This window comes from Desulfomonile tiedjei DSM 6799, assembly GCF_000266945.1.
Classification (GTDB): domain Bacteria; phylum Desulfobacterota; class Desulfomonilia; order Desulfomonilales; family Desulfomonilaceae; genus Desulfomonile; species Desulfomonile tiedjei.
In genome coordinates, this window is the sequence record NC_018025.1 from 4773609 (window position 1) to 4789076 (window position 15468).

Consider the following 15468-nt stretch of genomic DNA (forward strand, 5'->3'; position numbering starts at 1 on the left):
ATTGCCGGTAGGTGGATTCACATGCGACCTTTTAAAGGATTGTTTGTTACCGGAACAGATACCGGTGTAGGCAAGACAGTCATCAGCACGATCCTGGTGAGACTCGCGAGACGCAGAGGCGTGAACGCCGTCGGCATTAAGCCCGTTGAAACCGGATGCAATTGGCGAGATGGTGTTTTACATCCCGAGGATGGCGCATTGTTGACCGCTGCATCCGACAATGAGATTTCGCTGGACGACGTTACTCCGTTCAGGTTTTCTTTGCCTGCATCTCCTGCACGAGCCGCTGCAATGGAAGGGCGAAAACTGATGCTGTCGGACATTGTGGGGCATATTTCAGCGATTGCGGAATCATCGGAATTGGTAATCGTAGAGGGTGCCGGCGGTCTGATGGTTCCGATTCAGGAAAATCTCATGATGATCGACCTGATTGAGCGTCTTGGATTTCCTGTGATCCTGGTCGCCCGTATGCGGATCGGTACGATTAACCATACGCTCTTGAGCGTGTCCGCTCTTGAAGCGAGATCGCTCGGTATAGCGGGCATTGTGCTGTCGTGCTCGTCCAGGGAATTCGGTCCGGAAGAAGAACACACTGCAGGAGACATTGCACGGCTGGTGAAACACATACCCGTGGCGGTCACCCCTTTCTTGGATGAAAATGATCTGGCAAATCCGGATTCCGTTACAGATGTCATTCAGTCGTCATGGCCCGAGGAGTTTCTTTCCCGACTGCTTGGCTGACTCATTCCTCGCGATACTGTAATATTGCTGGAGAGACTAACAACAATTTGCTTTTAAAGTTAAACGAGAATCCCTCTAACCCCGGGGAACGGAGGGATAGGCGCTAACTTTTCTGTAATTCTTTGTCCGCAGGAACTAAAGAAAATAGCCCGGTAATTCATTGCCGGGATTTTGTGTATCAGCCGTCCCTCCGGGACTCCAAAATCATTAGGTTTTTTCCTTATCCGGCGATGAATCGTCGGCCTATTGTCAGTTGTTCCTCCGGAACAAACGACCAAAGATGCCATAAGTTGGCCCTATGGGGGAATGGAAGGATTTTGAGTGCAAATTGATATAAGTCCTATTCTTCGCTTCTCCTCAGCTCTTTAAGGATAAATGCCCCTGATGACAATTGCATCGGCAACGCGCTGAATCGCGAGTATCTGGGCAGCTTCCCTTGTCGATACCCCATACGATTCGGCACACTCCATTACGCTCTGGAATGCTTTAAGCATGAGTGTGGTCAACTTGCGGTTGATCTCCTCAACGGGCCAGAAGAATGATTGCAGGTCCTGGACCCATTCCAAATAGCTGACGGTGACTCCGCCGGCATTGCACAGTACATCGGGGATGATGAAAGCTCCGTTTGCATTCAACACTTCATCCGCCTCCGGAGTAGTAGGACCGTTAGCTCCTTCTGCAATGATTCTTGCCTTGACTTTGTTCACGTTGCGCGCAGTAATCTGGTTTTCTGTTGCCGCTGCCACGAGCACGTCGCAATCCAACGTAAGCAGCTCCTCATTGCTGATGAAATCGCCCTCAGGAAAACCGGTAAGTCCTTTGGATTCGTCGTAGTACTTGATGAGATGCGATGGACTCAGGCCGGATCTGTTGATGACTCCTCCCTTGGAACTCGAAGCCGCAATTACCTTCATGCCCATGTCATGAACGAGCTTTGTGGCAATTGACCCTACATTCCCGAAGCCCTGGACAGCTACGGTTATAGACCCCGGATTCAAATTCTTGAGTTTGAGGCTTTCAAGGATCGTGACGGCAACGCCGCGTCCGGTTGCCTCGGTGCGCCCCAGAGAGCCCCCTATTTCCACAGGTTTTCCGGTGACAACTGCAGGCACTGAAAAACCCCGATGCATAGAGTAGGTGTCCATGATCCAGGCCATAACCTGAGGACTGGTGCCCATATCCGGAGCAGGGATGTCGCTTTCAGGTCCCATGAGAATGCTGATTTCCGTCGCATACCTTCGAGTCAGCCGCTCAAGTTCCCGAGAGGAAAGTGATTTGGGATCGACTACGACTCCCCCTTTTGCCCCACCGTAAGGCAGGTTCATGAGAGCGCATTTCCAGGTCATCCACATGGCAAGCGCTCGAACCTCATCCAGCGTCACGTCGGCAGAGTAGCGTATGCCGCCTTTGGTAGGGCCTTTTGCAATCGAGTGATGCACGCGGTAACCGCGGAAAATCTTGATATCACGATTATCCATTTCCACCGGAAAAGAGACGGACAGCTCGCGTTTGGGAAAACGCATGGCTTCGATGACTCCCTGTTTGAGGTTCAAATGCGCTACTGCTTTGTCGAATTGAACGAGCGCATTTGCGTACAGGTTGTCTCCATTGGGTTGACGATTCGTCAAGTAGCCGGATATGGAAAAAGGAGCGTGTTTGCCGCTCTCAGCAGGCTTTTCAGGCGAATTCATTTCAGTTACTCCCGCACACTATATGCAACTAGATCAGACAGTATAGAACGGAATTTAGCCCAAGAGAATCAGAAAAAACCACCGTCACTCATCGTGGGATCTTCTTATACAATGTGCAATCAAAGAAGTAAGACCGGGGAAACCCTTCTTGTAAGAAGTGTTTCCCCGAGCCCCTTCCTAAGAACTTCTAGCATTTACTTAACCTATCGTTTTTCCAAGGGAAAAACGATAGGTTAAGCCAGTGTTAAAAGTTTTTGGAGGGGTTTGGGGAACCTTTTTACAAAAAGGTTCCCCAATATTACCGCTTTGAAAGCACTTCGGTATAAGAAGATCCCACGATTTCAGCAGATGCGGGGGAGCAGTTCGCCTGAGGGTTCGGCCATGATTCTGGAACCGCCGATTCGGGTGATCATGACCACTTTCGACGGGTTTGTTGTGGTGATTTCACCGATTACTGCCGCATCTCTCGCCAGGGGAGAATCTCCCAGGAGTTCCAGAGCCTTAGAGCCAAGACCTTTTCCCACAACGGCAACGATTTTTCCTTCGTTGGCAGCCTGAAACGGGTCGATTCCCAGTATTTCCGCTGCAGCAGCAACGGATTCGTCCACAGGTATAGCGGTTTCAGTCACTCGCACGCCTTTGCCCGTTGACGCGGCTATTTCGTTCAGGGTTGCCGCAATTCCTCCCCGGGTGGGATCGCGAAGAAACTTGAGTCCGTCACCAAGCTCGAGAAGACGCTCGGCAAGGGGCCATATGGAAGCAGAGTCGGATTTCAAGTCAAAATCGAAGGAGAATTCTGCGCGGCTGAGCATAACTGCCATGCCGTGATTTCCCACCGGACCGCTCACGATGATCTCATCACCTTCGACAATACAGGATGGGGAAAGTCGAATATCGGTTTCCAACTTTCCGATTCCTGAGGTATTGATGAAGATGCCGTCAGCACTGCCTTTCGGAACAACCTTCGTATCACCGGTAACTATTTGGACACCTGCATCGTCTGCGGCAGCAGCTATTGAGGTGACAATCGAGTCAAGCTGCTCCAGAGGAAATCCTTCTTCCAGGATAAGGCCAAGCGACAGGAACAATGGCCGCGCCCCGGAGCATGCGAGATCGTTGCAGGTTCCGTGAACGGAGAGGGAACCGATATTGCCTCCGGGGAAAAAGAGCGGGGAAACCACGAAGGAATCGGTAGTGTACGCAATGCTACTGCCAAGCCCGTTGAGAACGACTGAATCCGGCAACGGTCCGAGTGCGCCTCGGTCCAATCTCGGCAGTATCACATCGCGAATGAGCCGACCCGTCATTTTTCCTCCCCCGCCATGGCCGAGGAGAACTCTTCCGTTGCTCTTTTTTGGCATGTTCAGACCGCTCCGTACTTGTAATACGCGGCGCATGTTCCTTCCGACGATACCATGCACGGTCCTACCGGCTCTTCCGGCGTGCATTCTTTGCCGAACAATCCACATCGGTCGGGAGTTCTGGACCCGGTAAGGATTGCGGCACAGAGACACCGTGGATCATCTTTGCTTTCTGGCACTTCCACAGGAAATCGTGCAGCAGCGTCAAATCTGGCGTAAGACTCGCGGAAAGCGAGGCCGCTCCTCGGAATCATTCCCAGGCCACGCCACGATGCATCCGCAGGTTCGAACACTTCGTTCATAATCTGCCGAGCAACGGGATTACCGTGGTGGCGAACAACCCGCTGATAATCGTTCAATATTGCCGGGCTCTTCTCCAGCGTCATGCGAACAAGATCACGGACCGCCAGGAGAATGTCCAAAGGCTCGAAGCCGGCGATTACTCCCGGCTTGCCGAAGTCTTCCGACAAATACCGGTAACAGTCCGATCCGATGATTGCGGACACGTGACCGGGAAGGAGAAAACCGTTCAGGTCTTGCTGTTCTGCAAGTATCTTGAGAGGCTGATGGATTGTCTTGAATGCCGGGAGCACAAAGAGGTTTTCAACACCTCTTGCCTGTGCTGCTTTGAGTGTTGCGGCAACCGTCGGAATAGTCGTCTCGAAGCCTACCCCCAGAAAAACGGCCGGTCTCGGCAACTGCGACAATGCAACTTCGATAGAATCCAGAGGTGAATATATAACTCTAACGGAGCCGCCTTCGGAGCGCCACGAAGCGAGCGATCCGGTTGAACCGGGGACTCGCACGAGATCGCCGAAAGTCACCACAGTTGCGTCGTATTTTTTAGCCAGAAGTATCGCGTGATCTATGAAGTGCTTCTCCGTGACGCACACCGGGCAACCCGGCCCTGAAACCAGGCTGATGTTATCGGGAAAGAGACTCTTGAGGCCGGCGGCATGGATCGCCATGGTATGTGTACCGCATACTTCCATGAATCGCATGCGTTTCGCGTATTTTCCTGCCAGGTTCTTGATCTCTCGAACAAGCGCCTGTGCTGCTTGTTGTTCCTGGTTCGGAATCACGCATCCTCCATATTTGCAGTGGCAGCGGCCAGCTCTCGGAAAAGATCCAGGCGTATCGCCGCTTCCTGCTCGTCCAGCACTTCAATGCCGAAACCTGCATGTACGATCAAATAATCGCCAATTTGGGCGTGAGGAAGCATGGCAAGGCTCACGTCAATCTTCACGCCTCCGGAATCGACCTTGCCGATTCCTTCTCCGGTGAGTTCTACCAGTTTCATGGGAACAGCCAAACACATCTTGTTACCTCAACGAGTATCCATTCAAAATGGTGTGATTGCCACAGTTATAGCATGCATAATCTCTGACCTTTTGAACACCCTACCTTTTATGAGAAACGGTAGGGGCCGGCGTCCCTTGTATGTTTCTGTCCATGAAGTACTGAATCTCTGGAACCGGTACCGAGCTGAGGGGAGGGGCTGATACTGGATCAATGATACGAGGTACTTCAAAAAATAGGACTCTTGGTTGCCAAGATATAAGAGTCCTGATAGAGGGGGGATGCACGTCTGTCAGACTCTCTGCAGGAGTCGGGCAGAGGCACCGGTAGATCGTTCGTCCCTTGGTCCTCTGAGACTGCCCGGCAGCTGGATCACCGGAGGCCTTCGTGTAAAAAGCCCGAACAGTCGCCTGGACTCGTTGAGAAGTCCGTATCCACAAGGGTGGGATGTTACACATGCATGAAGAAGTTTTTGTTGGCATAGATATCTCTAAAGATCAGTTGGATGCGCATGTGCTGCCAAAAGGCATGCACACCACCGTCAAGAATGACACTCAAGGCATCGACTCGCTGATTGAGATCCTCCACGCAGAGACCCCCATGGTAATCGTGATGGAAGCCACCGGAGGCTACGAGATAACCGTTGCGGCCCAGTTAGGTCTCGCCGGCCTGCCGATCGCTGTCGTCAACCCTGGTCAGGTGCGGGACTTTGCTAAAGGCATCGGAAAACTCGCCAAGACAGACGCCATCGATGCTTATGTGCTGGCACGCTTTGCCCAAACGGTTAGGCCCATACCGAAGCCGCTGCCAACGGAGGACGAAAAGCAAATCAAGGAACTCGTAACACGTCGAAAGCAGCTTGTTGATTTGCGTGCATCAGAAAAGAATCGCCTCCATCGAGCCCGTTCCAATCGCGTGCAGCGCAGCATTCAAACGGTCATAGCAGCCCTAGATAAGGAAATCGAAGACATCGATAAAGATGTCGATGACCTTATCAGGAAATCGCCTCTGTGGCGTGAAACAGAGGAACTCCTCCGAACCTTCAAAGGCGTGGGCCCCATAACTGCCAGAGTGCTCATGGCAAAACTGCCCGAACTGGGACATGTCAGCCGTCATGAAATCAGTCGCCTCGTCGGCCTGGCGCCTCTCAACAAAGACAGCGGAAAGAAGAAAGGCAAGCGCGAGATTTCGGGTGGACGGGCGGATGTACGCTCAACCCTGTATATGGCTGCAGTCGCGGCCATAACGTCCAATGTAGTCATCAAGCCTTTCTATCAACGCCTCATTGAGGCTGGAAAACCTTTCAAGGTTGCCATCACGGCTTGTATGCGTAAGATGATCGTCATCCTAAACGCAATGCTCAAGAAAAAACAGCCTTTCCAGGTAGTTTTTCCTTGACAAGAAACACAGTCGCTGCCGGGCCGAACTGGTCGATTTGTTCTGAGAAATGTGCCGGCACGGAGGCACGGCACCCACCAGTTTTCGAGAAGCGCTTTTCGCAATCGGACAAAAATTCTGACATTCCTATATACGGATTGTGCAATTGCTTGTCTTTCGCTTACGCAGGCGCCGACAGGATGCAAAGAACCGCCATTACCCGTTTCTAAGCCAATCTCGAAAGCGCTGACAAGGCCTGCCCTGCTGCAATTCCTCCATCGTTGGGCGGTATGGAACTATGCAGGAGCGCGTGCAGATTCGTCTCACGCAGCAGTTCCACGGTGCGCTCCGTAAGTAGCTTATTCTGAAAACATCCGCCGGTGAGCCCCACCGTTTCCAGCCCGGTCCGCTGTGAAAACTCCAGGAGAGCACGGGTGATCAGCCGAGCCATACTGTTATGGAAGCGAGCCGCAATACGGCTCTGTGCCGTTCCGGAGAGCATATCCCGTGCAGCTTCCATAATCAAGGCTGCGCTGTCTGCGATGAGGGGGTCGTCTCCAAGAAAACGAATGGGATATTCGCCGGTTTCGTGAGGATCAGCCAGCGCTTCCAGCCACATTGCCGCTTGTCCTTCGAAGGTTACGTGCCTATGAAATCCCGCAACAGCGGCAGCAGCGTCGAAGAGACGCCCCGCTGACGAGGTGTAAGGCGAATTCAACCTTTTCCGTACTGCTTCCAACCAGAGTGGCGCCTTGTTGATATGCGATCCCAGAAGCGGGCCGAATTCAGACCGCAATTCCCCATCTTGAGCAAGTAAACCTGCTAGTATGCGGATGGGTTCCCGAATTGCAGCTTCCCCACCCGGAAGCGGAAACAGGCTCAGATGCCCTGCTCTGCTAAAATTTCTCCGGTCCGCGATGAGAAATTCCCCGCCCCAGATGGTTCCATCCGTGCCGTAACCTGTCCCGTCAAAGACAGCAAAAATAGCAGGGCCGGATAATCCATGCTGAAACAACAGGCTGACAGCATGCGCATGATGATGGAAGACTTCATCCACAACAAGTTCCGTTTCGGAAGCCAGGGTGCTGCTGAAATACTCGGGATGCGGGTCCACTGCGACTATTCCGGGCTCAGCCTCAAGGTATTCTGTAAGAACTCGAACTGACTGGAGAAAATAATCCTGTCCCACAGGAGAAGCCAAATCGCCCACATGGGGACCCGGTACGAGCCGGTCGCCTTTAATCACCGCAGCGGCATTTTTGAGATCTCCACCCGCCGCCAGAATCACGGGAGCCAAGGAGTCATCCTTTTCATTCAAGCCTGACCCGATCCGTGGCACCCTGAATTCGCCGGGAACCAGACCTCTGGATCTTCTGAACACAGTCGGATTGCCTGCTATAACGCGAAGTATAGAATCATCGGTTCTGAGCACGATTTCCCTGTCGTGGAACAAAAATGCATCCACCAGATCGTGCAATCGATCGAGCGCTTCCTCATTGTCCCGGGCTATGGGCTCTTCGGAACGATTACCGGAGGTCATCACCAGGACTTCAGGTCTGCGGTCCGGAGGAATATCCGGAGGACGAAACAGCAAATGATGAATCGGTGAATACGGAAGCATTACTCCCAGCGTGCCCACAAATGGAGCAACATTTTCGGCGGTCTGTTCCGCGCCCTTCTGCATCAGCACAATCGGCGCCACTGGAGAAGTCAGCAGGTCCCTTTCGGATTCGGTTACTATGCAGTATCGTTCCACCGTCGCTATGTCAGGCATCATAACAGCAAAGGGTTTCTCCGCACGTCCTTTTCTCTGCCTGAGAAGATCCACCGCCTCCGGATTCAGTGCATCGCAGGCCAGATGAAATCCTCCTATTCCTTTGATCCCGAGGACCTTTCCTCGCATGAGGAGTTCTACTGCCCGTGAAATCGGGTCTCCGGAAATCGGTTCGCCACCGGAATCGGTAAGCCAAAGCTTTGGCCCGCAATCCGGACAGCAATTGGTCTGGGAATGGAATCTGCGGTCTTCCGGTGTGGAGTATTCTGCTGCACACTGAGGACACATGGTAAAATCCGCCATGCTCGTACGTTCCCGATCGTACGGAAACGAGCGCACCACAGTAAATCTCGGACCGCAGAGTGTGCAGGTAGTGAAAGGATACAAGAATCTGCGGTTTTCAGGATCGAACAGCTCTGACACGCATTCACCACAGGTAGCTGTATCGGGCGGAATAGGAGTAACCGTGCGTTCGCCTTGGATGCTCGCTTCTATGCGGAAATCCGACTCGCCTTTGGGAGGAACATCCTGAACCGTCGTGGCGTCGATGCGACCGGGCAATGGAATGGCTTGGGTGAGTTCTTTGAGAAATCGATCGCACTGTGATTCAGGGCCTTCGATTTCAATCTGTACCCCCTGGGTGGTGTTCACAACCCATCCCGCCAGGCGCAGCCGCAGAGCAACACGATAGACCGTCGGCCTGCAACCTATTCCCTGGAGAATACCTGTAAGAACTATGTGTTTTCGAACCGTTCGAGGCATGGATTGATGGGACTTCACCTAACGCGCCTTTCGCTTTTCGCCTATAAAACTATCAATTTTCAGGGAAAAACGGAAGGGGGGAAGGCGTATCGGATTTTCTTAGAATTGTGAAAAGCACAGCGATCCCTGAGCTCGCAGGATAATCTCCAGACTCAAGCACCTCATTTCAGGCGATTGCTTCTTCGCTCGTAATGACAGGCATTCAGACGTTCTGGCATCGACGATGCGGTTCGCTTTGCTCACCGGCATCCTGCGTACTCAGACAAAATACCTCTCATACTATTTCGCAATTATGCATATAAGATGGCGCAGGCTGAGGTGTTCTAAGCGGAGTGATTAGACGGCTTTGCGTCGTCCGGAGCGAAGGATACCTCCAGCCTGCCAGATTACAAAAAGAAAAGCGAATCGGTATCAAACCACCACCCGAGACTGAGCCTTACATCCAAATGCAAAAAAACGGTTGACAAAATTTCCGTTGTTCTTTACCCTGAACAATCACAGGTGGAACTCCATGATACCCTTATGCAACCTCAACAATTGGTGGTGGTGCTGGATAAAACGAACACGGGAGGTCTGCCTGTTTTGATGACGGACGTATAAAACACTGTAAATAACAGAACCGAATTCAAGAAAAGGCCATGGGCAGACAGCCCATGGCTTTTTTGCGTTCTGCACCGGAACAAATGCGAATCGCTATGAAAGGCCTGGAAATGATCACACCCGATTTCACCGAATTTGAGAGACTCAGCGTCGCCGGCAATCTCATCCCCATGTGCACCGAGATACCCGGGGATTTGAATACTCCGGTTTCCGCGTTCATGAAGATCGATGATGGGAAAAGCTCTTTTCTCCTGGAAAGCGTCGAAGGTGGCGAACGCTGGGCACGATATTCCTGTCTTGGCGCACAGCCGAGAACGATCGTCAGAGCTAAACAAGGTCGGATCGAAATTACCAGGGACAACGGTACAACGGAACAGGCGGTTTCAGACGATCCCACAAGAATCGTCAGAAAGCTGCTGGATGAATTCAAGCCGGTCCGAGTGCCAGGAGTGCCCGAGTTTTTCGGCGGAGCAATCGGATTCCTGGGCTATGACATGGTGCGTCACTTTGAACGTATTCCCCGTCTCTCCCGTCCGGATCTCGGATTTTACGATGCATGTTTCATGCTTACCCGAGACATGGTCCTCTTCGATAATCTCGAACACAAGATCATGCTGATGACTGCGGTAAACCCCGAAGAACATGCTTCACTCCCGGCAGCTTACGAGCATGGACTCCAGAGGCTCCAGGATCTCAAGGATAAGCTCGACGGCCCCATTCCCATGCGCCCCGCTCAGGAAGGCTGCACCAACGGCAACGATTTTCAATCCACTATTTCCAAGGAGGATTTCGAAAAGATGGTCCTTGTGGCCAAAGAGCACATAGTGGCCGGGGACATCATTCAGGTGGTCCTGTCTCAAAGATTCCAGGGACATATCGATTACGATCCTGTGGACGTGTACAGAGGGCTCCGCATCGTCAACCCCTCGCCGTACATGTTCTTCCTCCGTTTTGGCGACGAAGTCCTGGCGGGTTCGTCACCAGAGGTCATGGTTCGGCTGCGTGATGGAAATGCAGTGGTACGACCCATTGCCGGGACTCGGCCCAGAGGTGAATCACCGGAGCACGACGCCGAATTGGAAAGGGAGCTTCTGAACGATGAGAAGGAATTGGCCGAACACGTGATGCTGGTCGACCTCGCTAGAAACGACCTCGGACGCATAGCCCGTCCGGGGACGGTCCGAGTGGATGAGTTCAAGATCGTCGAACGCTATTCGCATGTGATGCACATGGTCTCGAACGTTCGAGCAGCCGTTGCTGACGGTTACGACGCCTTTGACGTGCTCCGGGCAACATTTCCCGCAGGAACACTCTCCGGCGCTCCCAAGATTAGGGCCATGGAGATTATCGAATACCTGGAACCGGAACATCGGGGCCCGTACGGAGGGTGCGCCGGGTACTTCTCCTATTCCGGGGCCATGGACATGGGCATCACGATTCGGACCGTCACGATGAAAGGTTCCACTGCATACTTCCAGTCCGGGGCTGGAATTGTCGCCGATTCGGTCCCGGAGCTGGAATACCTCGAAACGCTCAAAAAAGCCGAAGCAATGAAAAAAGCACTGAAAATGGCTTCAAACCTGAATGGGAGGCTCAAATGATTCTGGTTATAGATAATTACGATTCCTTCACTTTTAATCTTGTTCAGTATTTCCAGGAACTTGGAAAGGAAGTCCAGGTGCTGCGCAATGATAAGGTCAGCCTGAAGCAAATTGTGGAATCCGACCCTGAGGCAGTGGTGATCTCTCCCGGCCCGGGCGGACCGGAAGAGGCGGGGATTTCGCTTGATGTGATCAAGGGTCTTGGTGACCGCATTCCGATACTCGGGGTTTGTCTCGGACACCAGGCTATAGCCGCTGCTTTCGGCGGCAAAGTGGTGAGAGCTTCACGGCTTATGCACGGGAAAACCTCCCCCGTATTTACCAAAGGCACAGGGTTGTTCTTCGGGATGGAAATCCCTTTTGACGCGTGCCGTTACCACAGCCTCATTGTGGATGAGGAGAGCCTGCCATCCTGCCTTGAAATCACCGCATGTACCGACAGGGACGAGATCATGGGAATCAGGCACACAGAGTTTCCCATTGAGGGAGTGCAGTTTCACCCGGAGTCCATTCTTACTCCGGACGGCAAACGGATACTTTCTAACTTCTTAGAAATGACTCGGGATTTTCACGAGAAGAAGGCCAACGGGAATTCGGGCAAACACATATTCGGAACACCTGAAATGGAGAGGGAACATGCTCAAAGAAGCAATTAAGAAAGCCACTGCAAAGGAAAATCTTACTCGGCAGGAATCCGAGGAGGCTATGGAAGAAATCATGGCCGGCCAGGCTACCGGCGCTCAGATCGGAGCTTTTCTGACCGCGTTGAAGATGAAAGGAGAGACCGTGGATGAAATCACCGGGGCTGCCACGGTAATGCGTCGGAAAGCTCGCCCGGTCGAACTGGATCTCATGGAGGCTCCGCTTATCGACACCTGCGGAACCGGAGGCGACGGGACCGGCACATTCAACATTTCAACCACGGTCGCTTTCATTCTTGCCGGAGCAGGAGTTCGGGTGGCAAAACACGGAAACAGATCGGTTTCCAGTTCCTGCGGAAGCGCTGATGTGCTCGGAGAATTGGGAGCTAACCTCGACCATACTCCGGAAGAAGTGAGCCGATGTATTCGAGATACCGGATTCGGTTTTCTGTTTGCTCCGATGTTTCATGTGGCCATGAAGCACGCTGCCGGTCCACGACGGGAAATGGGTATTCGTACTCTGTTCAACGTGCTCGGACCGCTCACGAATCCCGCGGGCGCGTCCTGCCAGTTGGTGGGTGTCTACGATCCGGCCCTCACGGAACCCATTGCCTACGCGCTTCAGGGACTTGGCATCGAATCGGCAATCGTTGCGCACGGGATGGACGGGCTGGACGAAATCTCGTTGTCCTCGGTGACCAAGATTTCTCGTCTTCACAAGGAGACTGTGACCACCACCTATTTCGATCCTGCTGAACTGGGGATGGAGAAGTGCCCTCTTGAGGCAGTGAAAGGCGGAAATGCAAAAGAAAACGCCGTACACCTTCTGAACGTATTGGAAGGAAAACCGGGTCCCCGGAGAGATATAGCTCTCATAAACGCAGCCGCTGCATGCATTGTTGCCGATAAAGCAGGGGATATGGCCGAAGGGCTTGAAGTGGCTAGGAAAGCAGTGGATTCAGGGGCAGCTCGCCGGAAACTGGACGAATTCCTTGCCTTCGGGAGTGCGTGATGTCCGGATTTTTGCAGAAAATTGTCAAAATCAAAGCCGAACGACTCGCGCTTCAAATCGCTCATGCAAATGCAGGAGCATTGGAGGCGCAAGCCAGGCTGGCATCTCCGCCGAAGGCATTTCTCGATGCTTTTAGAGGACCGGGAATACATATCATTGCTGAGATCAAAAGAGCATCGCCATCGAAAGGTTTGCTGAATGCTGACTTGGAACCCGCTAGCCTTGCTCGAACCTATGCATCAGGTGGGGCTTGTGCGATTTCGGTCCTTACAGAGGAAGACCATTTTCGCGGGAGTCTTTCAGACCTTAAGGAAGTTCGCAGAGCGGTCCCGCTGCCGATCCTCCGAAAGGATTTCATCCTGGAACCTTTCCAAATTTTTGAAGCTCGGCTTGCCGGAGCAGATTCTATTCTCCTTATTGCCGCCGTCCTGGATGAAGGGACTTTGAAATCACTCATTGAGTTGAGCCGAAGCATGGCCATGGAACCGTTAGTGGAAATCCATGACAAATACGAACTCAGTATGGCACTTAACGTCGGCGCCGGGTTGATCGGTATCAACAACCGCGATCTGAGGACGTTCGGGACCGATCTGAATGTTACCGTGAAACTCGCGGGCCTCATTCCAAGCGACAGAACAATCATATCGGAGAGTGGCATTCGCACTCACCAGGATATCTCACGTTTGCGGGACGCCGGGGTGCACGGTTTTCTTATAGGCGAAACGCTCGTGAAATCCCCTGATCCGGAAGCCGCGCTTCAGGAGCTGTTACATGCTTGATACGCATGTCCGTGTGAAAATCTGCGGGATTACCCGTATTGAAGATGCGATTGCAGCGGTGAGATCCGGTGCTGATGCGTTGGGCTTCGTCTTTTATGCAGGGAGCCCGCGGTTCATTCATCCGGAAGATGCCCGCGATATCATCCGTCGGATGCCTCCGTTTGTTACGACGGTGGGCGTATTCGTCAATGAAGAACGAAACAGAATTGAAGCAATGAGCCGTACGTCCGGCATACACTCGATCCAATTGCATGGTTCAGAGCACCCCGAGGATTGCAGCGGTTTCGACAGGCCAGTCTTCAAGGCTCTGCGCGTGAGCGGACTGGAAAGTCTGGCTTCGATCCAACTCTATGAGACGGCTGGAATACTCCTGGACTCGGCAGTGCCCGGAACATGGGGTGGAACTGGAACCGTTCCGGACTGGAAATGTATTGGAGACTTTCTCGACAAAGACATTTCGGGAATACGAAAACGGTTGATTCTTGCCGGAGGATTGACTGCAGAGAACGTCAAAATGGCCGTCAAAATCGTTCGACCGTGGGCAGTCGATGTTTCCTCCGGAGTGGAATTCGAGCCGGGAATCAAGAATCACGAAAAAATGAAGGAGTTCACATATGCGGTGCACTGCGCAACCTGCGCTTGATACAGTTCCCGACATAAAGGGATATTATGGACAATTCGGAGGGCGCTTTGTCCCCGAGATTCTCATTACTCCACTTCTCGAGCTGGAAGAAGTCTTTCTCGACATAGTTCATTCGCCTGATTTCTCACAAAGACTGATTCGATTACTGGAGACCTATGCGGGCAGGGAAACGCCTTTATTCCAGGCCTCACGTTTGGCCGCGAAGTGGGGAAAAGCAAAACTCTACTTGAAACGCGAAGATCTCCTGCATACCGGGGCTCATAAAATCAACAATACGCTCGGTCAGGCGCTTCTCGCACGGCACATGGGGAAGCGCAACGTGATAGCTGAAACCGGCGCAGGCCAGCATGGTGTCGCAACTGCCGCTGCTGCTGCTCTCCTTGGACTGGAATGTAAGGTGTTCATGGGGGAGGAGGATATTCGCAGGCAGGCGCCGAATGTTTTCCGTATGAAGCTCATGGGCGCTGAGGTGATTCCGGTCGCCTCAGGAACGGCAACACTCAAGGATGCCATGAATGAAGCAATGCGGCACTGGGCCACGTATATCAGAGATACGTTTTACGTCATCGGGTCCGTAGCCGGGCCGCATCCATATCCGCTCATGGTGAGACATTTTCAATCCGTTATAGGCCAGGAAACCCGGCGGCAAATACTCAGGGCTGAAGGCAGGCTGCCCGACAAAATCGTTGCATGCGTCGGTGGAGGAAGCAACGCGGCGGGAATGTTCCATGCATTCCTGGAGGATGAGAGCGTAAAACTGATCGGAGTGGAAGCTGGCGGTCTGGGAATAGAATCCGGCAAACACGGAGCTACAATCTGCGCGGGCGAGCCAGGGGTGTTTCACGGTTCGCGATCTTACGTGCTCCAGGACGAAAACGGTCAGATCAAGGAAGCTCATTCCATTTCGGCAGGGCTGGACTATCCGGGCGTGGGGCCGGAGCACTCGTTCCTCGCATCCAAGGGACGAGTCAAATACGTTCCTATCAATGATGACGAAGCCCTGGAAGCATTCAGTGAGCTCTGCAAGACAGAAGGGATCATTCCCGCGCTGGAATCGTCCCATGCTTTGGCCCAGGCAAAGAAAGAAATGGCGCTGATGCAAAGTGGCGAGATCTGTGTCGTGAATTTATCCGGCAGGGGTGACAAGGACATGCCCATAATCGAAAAAGTGCTGGCAGGTGACTGAA

At 52.8% G+C, this 15468-nt stretch carries 13 protein-coding genes; 8 read left to right on the forward strand and 5 right to left on the reverse strand.

Features of this window, described 5'->3' with window-relative positions:
• Positions 1 to 21 precede the first annotated feature (21 nt).
• Positions 22 to 741: a dethiobiotin synthase gene (gene bioD, locus DESTI_RS20360; protein WP_014811867.1), complete on the forward strand. Its 720-nt coding sequence runs from the start codon at positions 22 to 24 to the stop codon at positions 739 to 741.
• 365 nt (positions 742 to 1106) lie between these two features.
• Here bioD and DESTI_RS20365 read toward each other — a convergent pair whose 3' ends face one another.
• The 4 genes from DESTI_RS20365 to DESTI_RS20380 all read right to left on the reverse strand — a co-directional run bounded on the left by DESTI_RS20365 (position 1107) and on the right by DESTI_RS20380 (position 5111).
• Positions 1107 to 2432, reverse strand: a complete 1326-nt coding sequence (locus DESTI_RS20365; protein WP_014811868.1) for a Glu/Leu/Phe/Val family dehydrogenase — start codon at positions 2430 to 2432, stop codon at positions 1107 to 1109.
• Positions 2433 to 2773: 341 nt separating this feature from the next.
• Complete coding sequence (hypE, locus tag DESTI_RS20370) at positions 2774 to 3793, reverse strand: hydrogenase expression/formation protein HypE (RefSeq protein ID WP_014811869.1); 1020 nt, start codon at positions 3791 to 3793, stop codon at positions 2774 to 2776.
• 2 nt (positions 3794 to 3795) lie between these two features.
• Complete coding sequence (gene hypD / locus DESTI_RS20375; protein ID WP_014811870.1) at positions 3796 to 4875, reverse strand: hydrogenase formation protein HypD; 1080 nt, start codon at positions 4873 to 4875, stop codon at positions 3796 to 3798.
• A complete protein-coding gene (locus DESTI_RS20380) occupies positions 4872 to 5111 on the reverse strand; it encodes a HypC/HybG/HupF family hydrogenase formation chaperone (RefSeq protein WP_014811871.1) in 240 nt (79 codons plus the stop codon). The genes hypD and DESTI_RS20380 overlap by 4 nt, the downstream gene beginning before the upstream one ends.
• A 437-nt stretch (positions 5112 to 5548) precedes the next feature.
• Here DESTI_RS20380 and DESTI_RS20385 point away from each other — a divergent pair, with 437 nt between their 5' ends.
• Complete coding sequence (locus tag DESTI_RS20385; RefSeq protein ID WP_014809154.1) at positions 5549 to 6490, forward strand: IS110 family RNA-guided transposase; 942 nt, start codon at positions 5549 to 5551, stop codon at positions 6488 to 6490.
• Positions 6491 to 6695: 205 nt separating this feature from the next.
• Here the strand turns inward: DESTI_RS20385 and hypF are convergent, their stop codons facing one another.
• Positions 6696 to 9005, reverse strand: a complete 2310-nt coding sequence (gene hypF / locus DESTI_RS20390) for a carbamoyltransferase HypF (RefSeq protein WP_041286359.1) — start codon at positions 9003 to 9005, stop codon at positions 6696 to 6698.
• A 710-nt stretch (positions 9006 to 9715) separates the two neighbouring features.
• Here hypF and trpE point away from each other — a divergent pair.
• The 6 genes from trpE to trpB are packed head-to-tail and all read left to right on the forward strand — an operon-like array spanning position 9716 to position 15467.
• Positions 9716 to 11206 (forward strand): anthranilate synthase component I, encoded by a 1491-nt coding sequence (trpE, locus tag DESTI_RS20395; protein ID WP_041287385.1) that lies wholly within the window; start codon positions 9716 to 9718, stop codon positions 11204 to 11206.
• Positions 11203 to 11862 (forward strand): anthranilate synthase component II, encoded by a 660-nt coding sequence (locus DESTI_RS20400; protein WP_014811874.1) that lies wholly within the window; start codon positions 11203 to 11205, stop codon positions 11860 to 11862. Before trpE ends, DESTI_RS20400 begins: the two co-directional genes overlap by 4 nt.
• Positions 11843 to 12859 carry an anthranilate phosphoribosyltransferase gene (gene trpD / locus DESTI_RS20405; RefSeq protein ID WP_014811875.1) on the forward strand — a complete coding sequence of 339 codons (1017 nt, stop codon included), beginning with the start codon at positions 11843 to 11845 and terminating at the stop codon, positions 12857 to 12859. Before DESTI_RS20400 ends, trpD begins: the two co-directional genes overlap by 20 nt.
• Positions 12859 to 13638, forward strand: coding sequence for an indole-3-glycerol phosphate synthase TrpC (trpC, locus tag DESTI_RS20410; RefSeq protein WP_014811876.1), 780 nt, complete (start codon positions 12859 to 12861; stop codon positions 13636 to 13638). The genes trpD and trpC overlap by 1 nt, the downstream gene beginning before the upstream one ends.
• The gene (locus DESTI_RS20415; protein WP_014811877.1) at positions 13631 to 14281 is read left to right on the forward strand and encodes a phosphoribosylanthranilate isomerase; all 651 of its coding nucleotides are present in this window, start codon (positions 13631 to 13633) and stop codon (positions 14279 to 14281) included. Before trpC ends, DESTI_RS20415 begins: the two co-directional genes overlap by 8 nt.
• Positions 14253 to 15467, forward strand: a complete 1215-nt coding sequence (gene trpB, locus DESTI_RS20420) for a tryptophan synthase subunit beta (RefSeq protein ID WP_014811878.1) — start codon at positions 14253 to 14255, stop codon at positions 15465 to 15467. Before DESTI_RS20415 ends, trpB begins: the two co-directional genes overlap by 29 nt.
• Position 15468 lies beyond the last annotated feature (1 nt).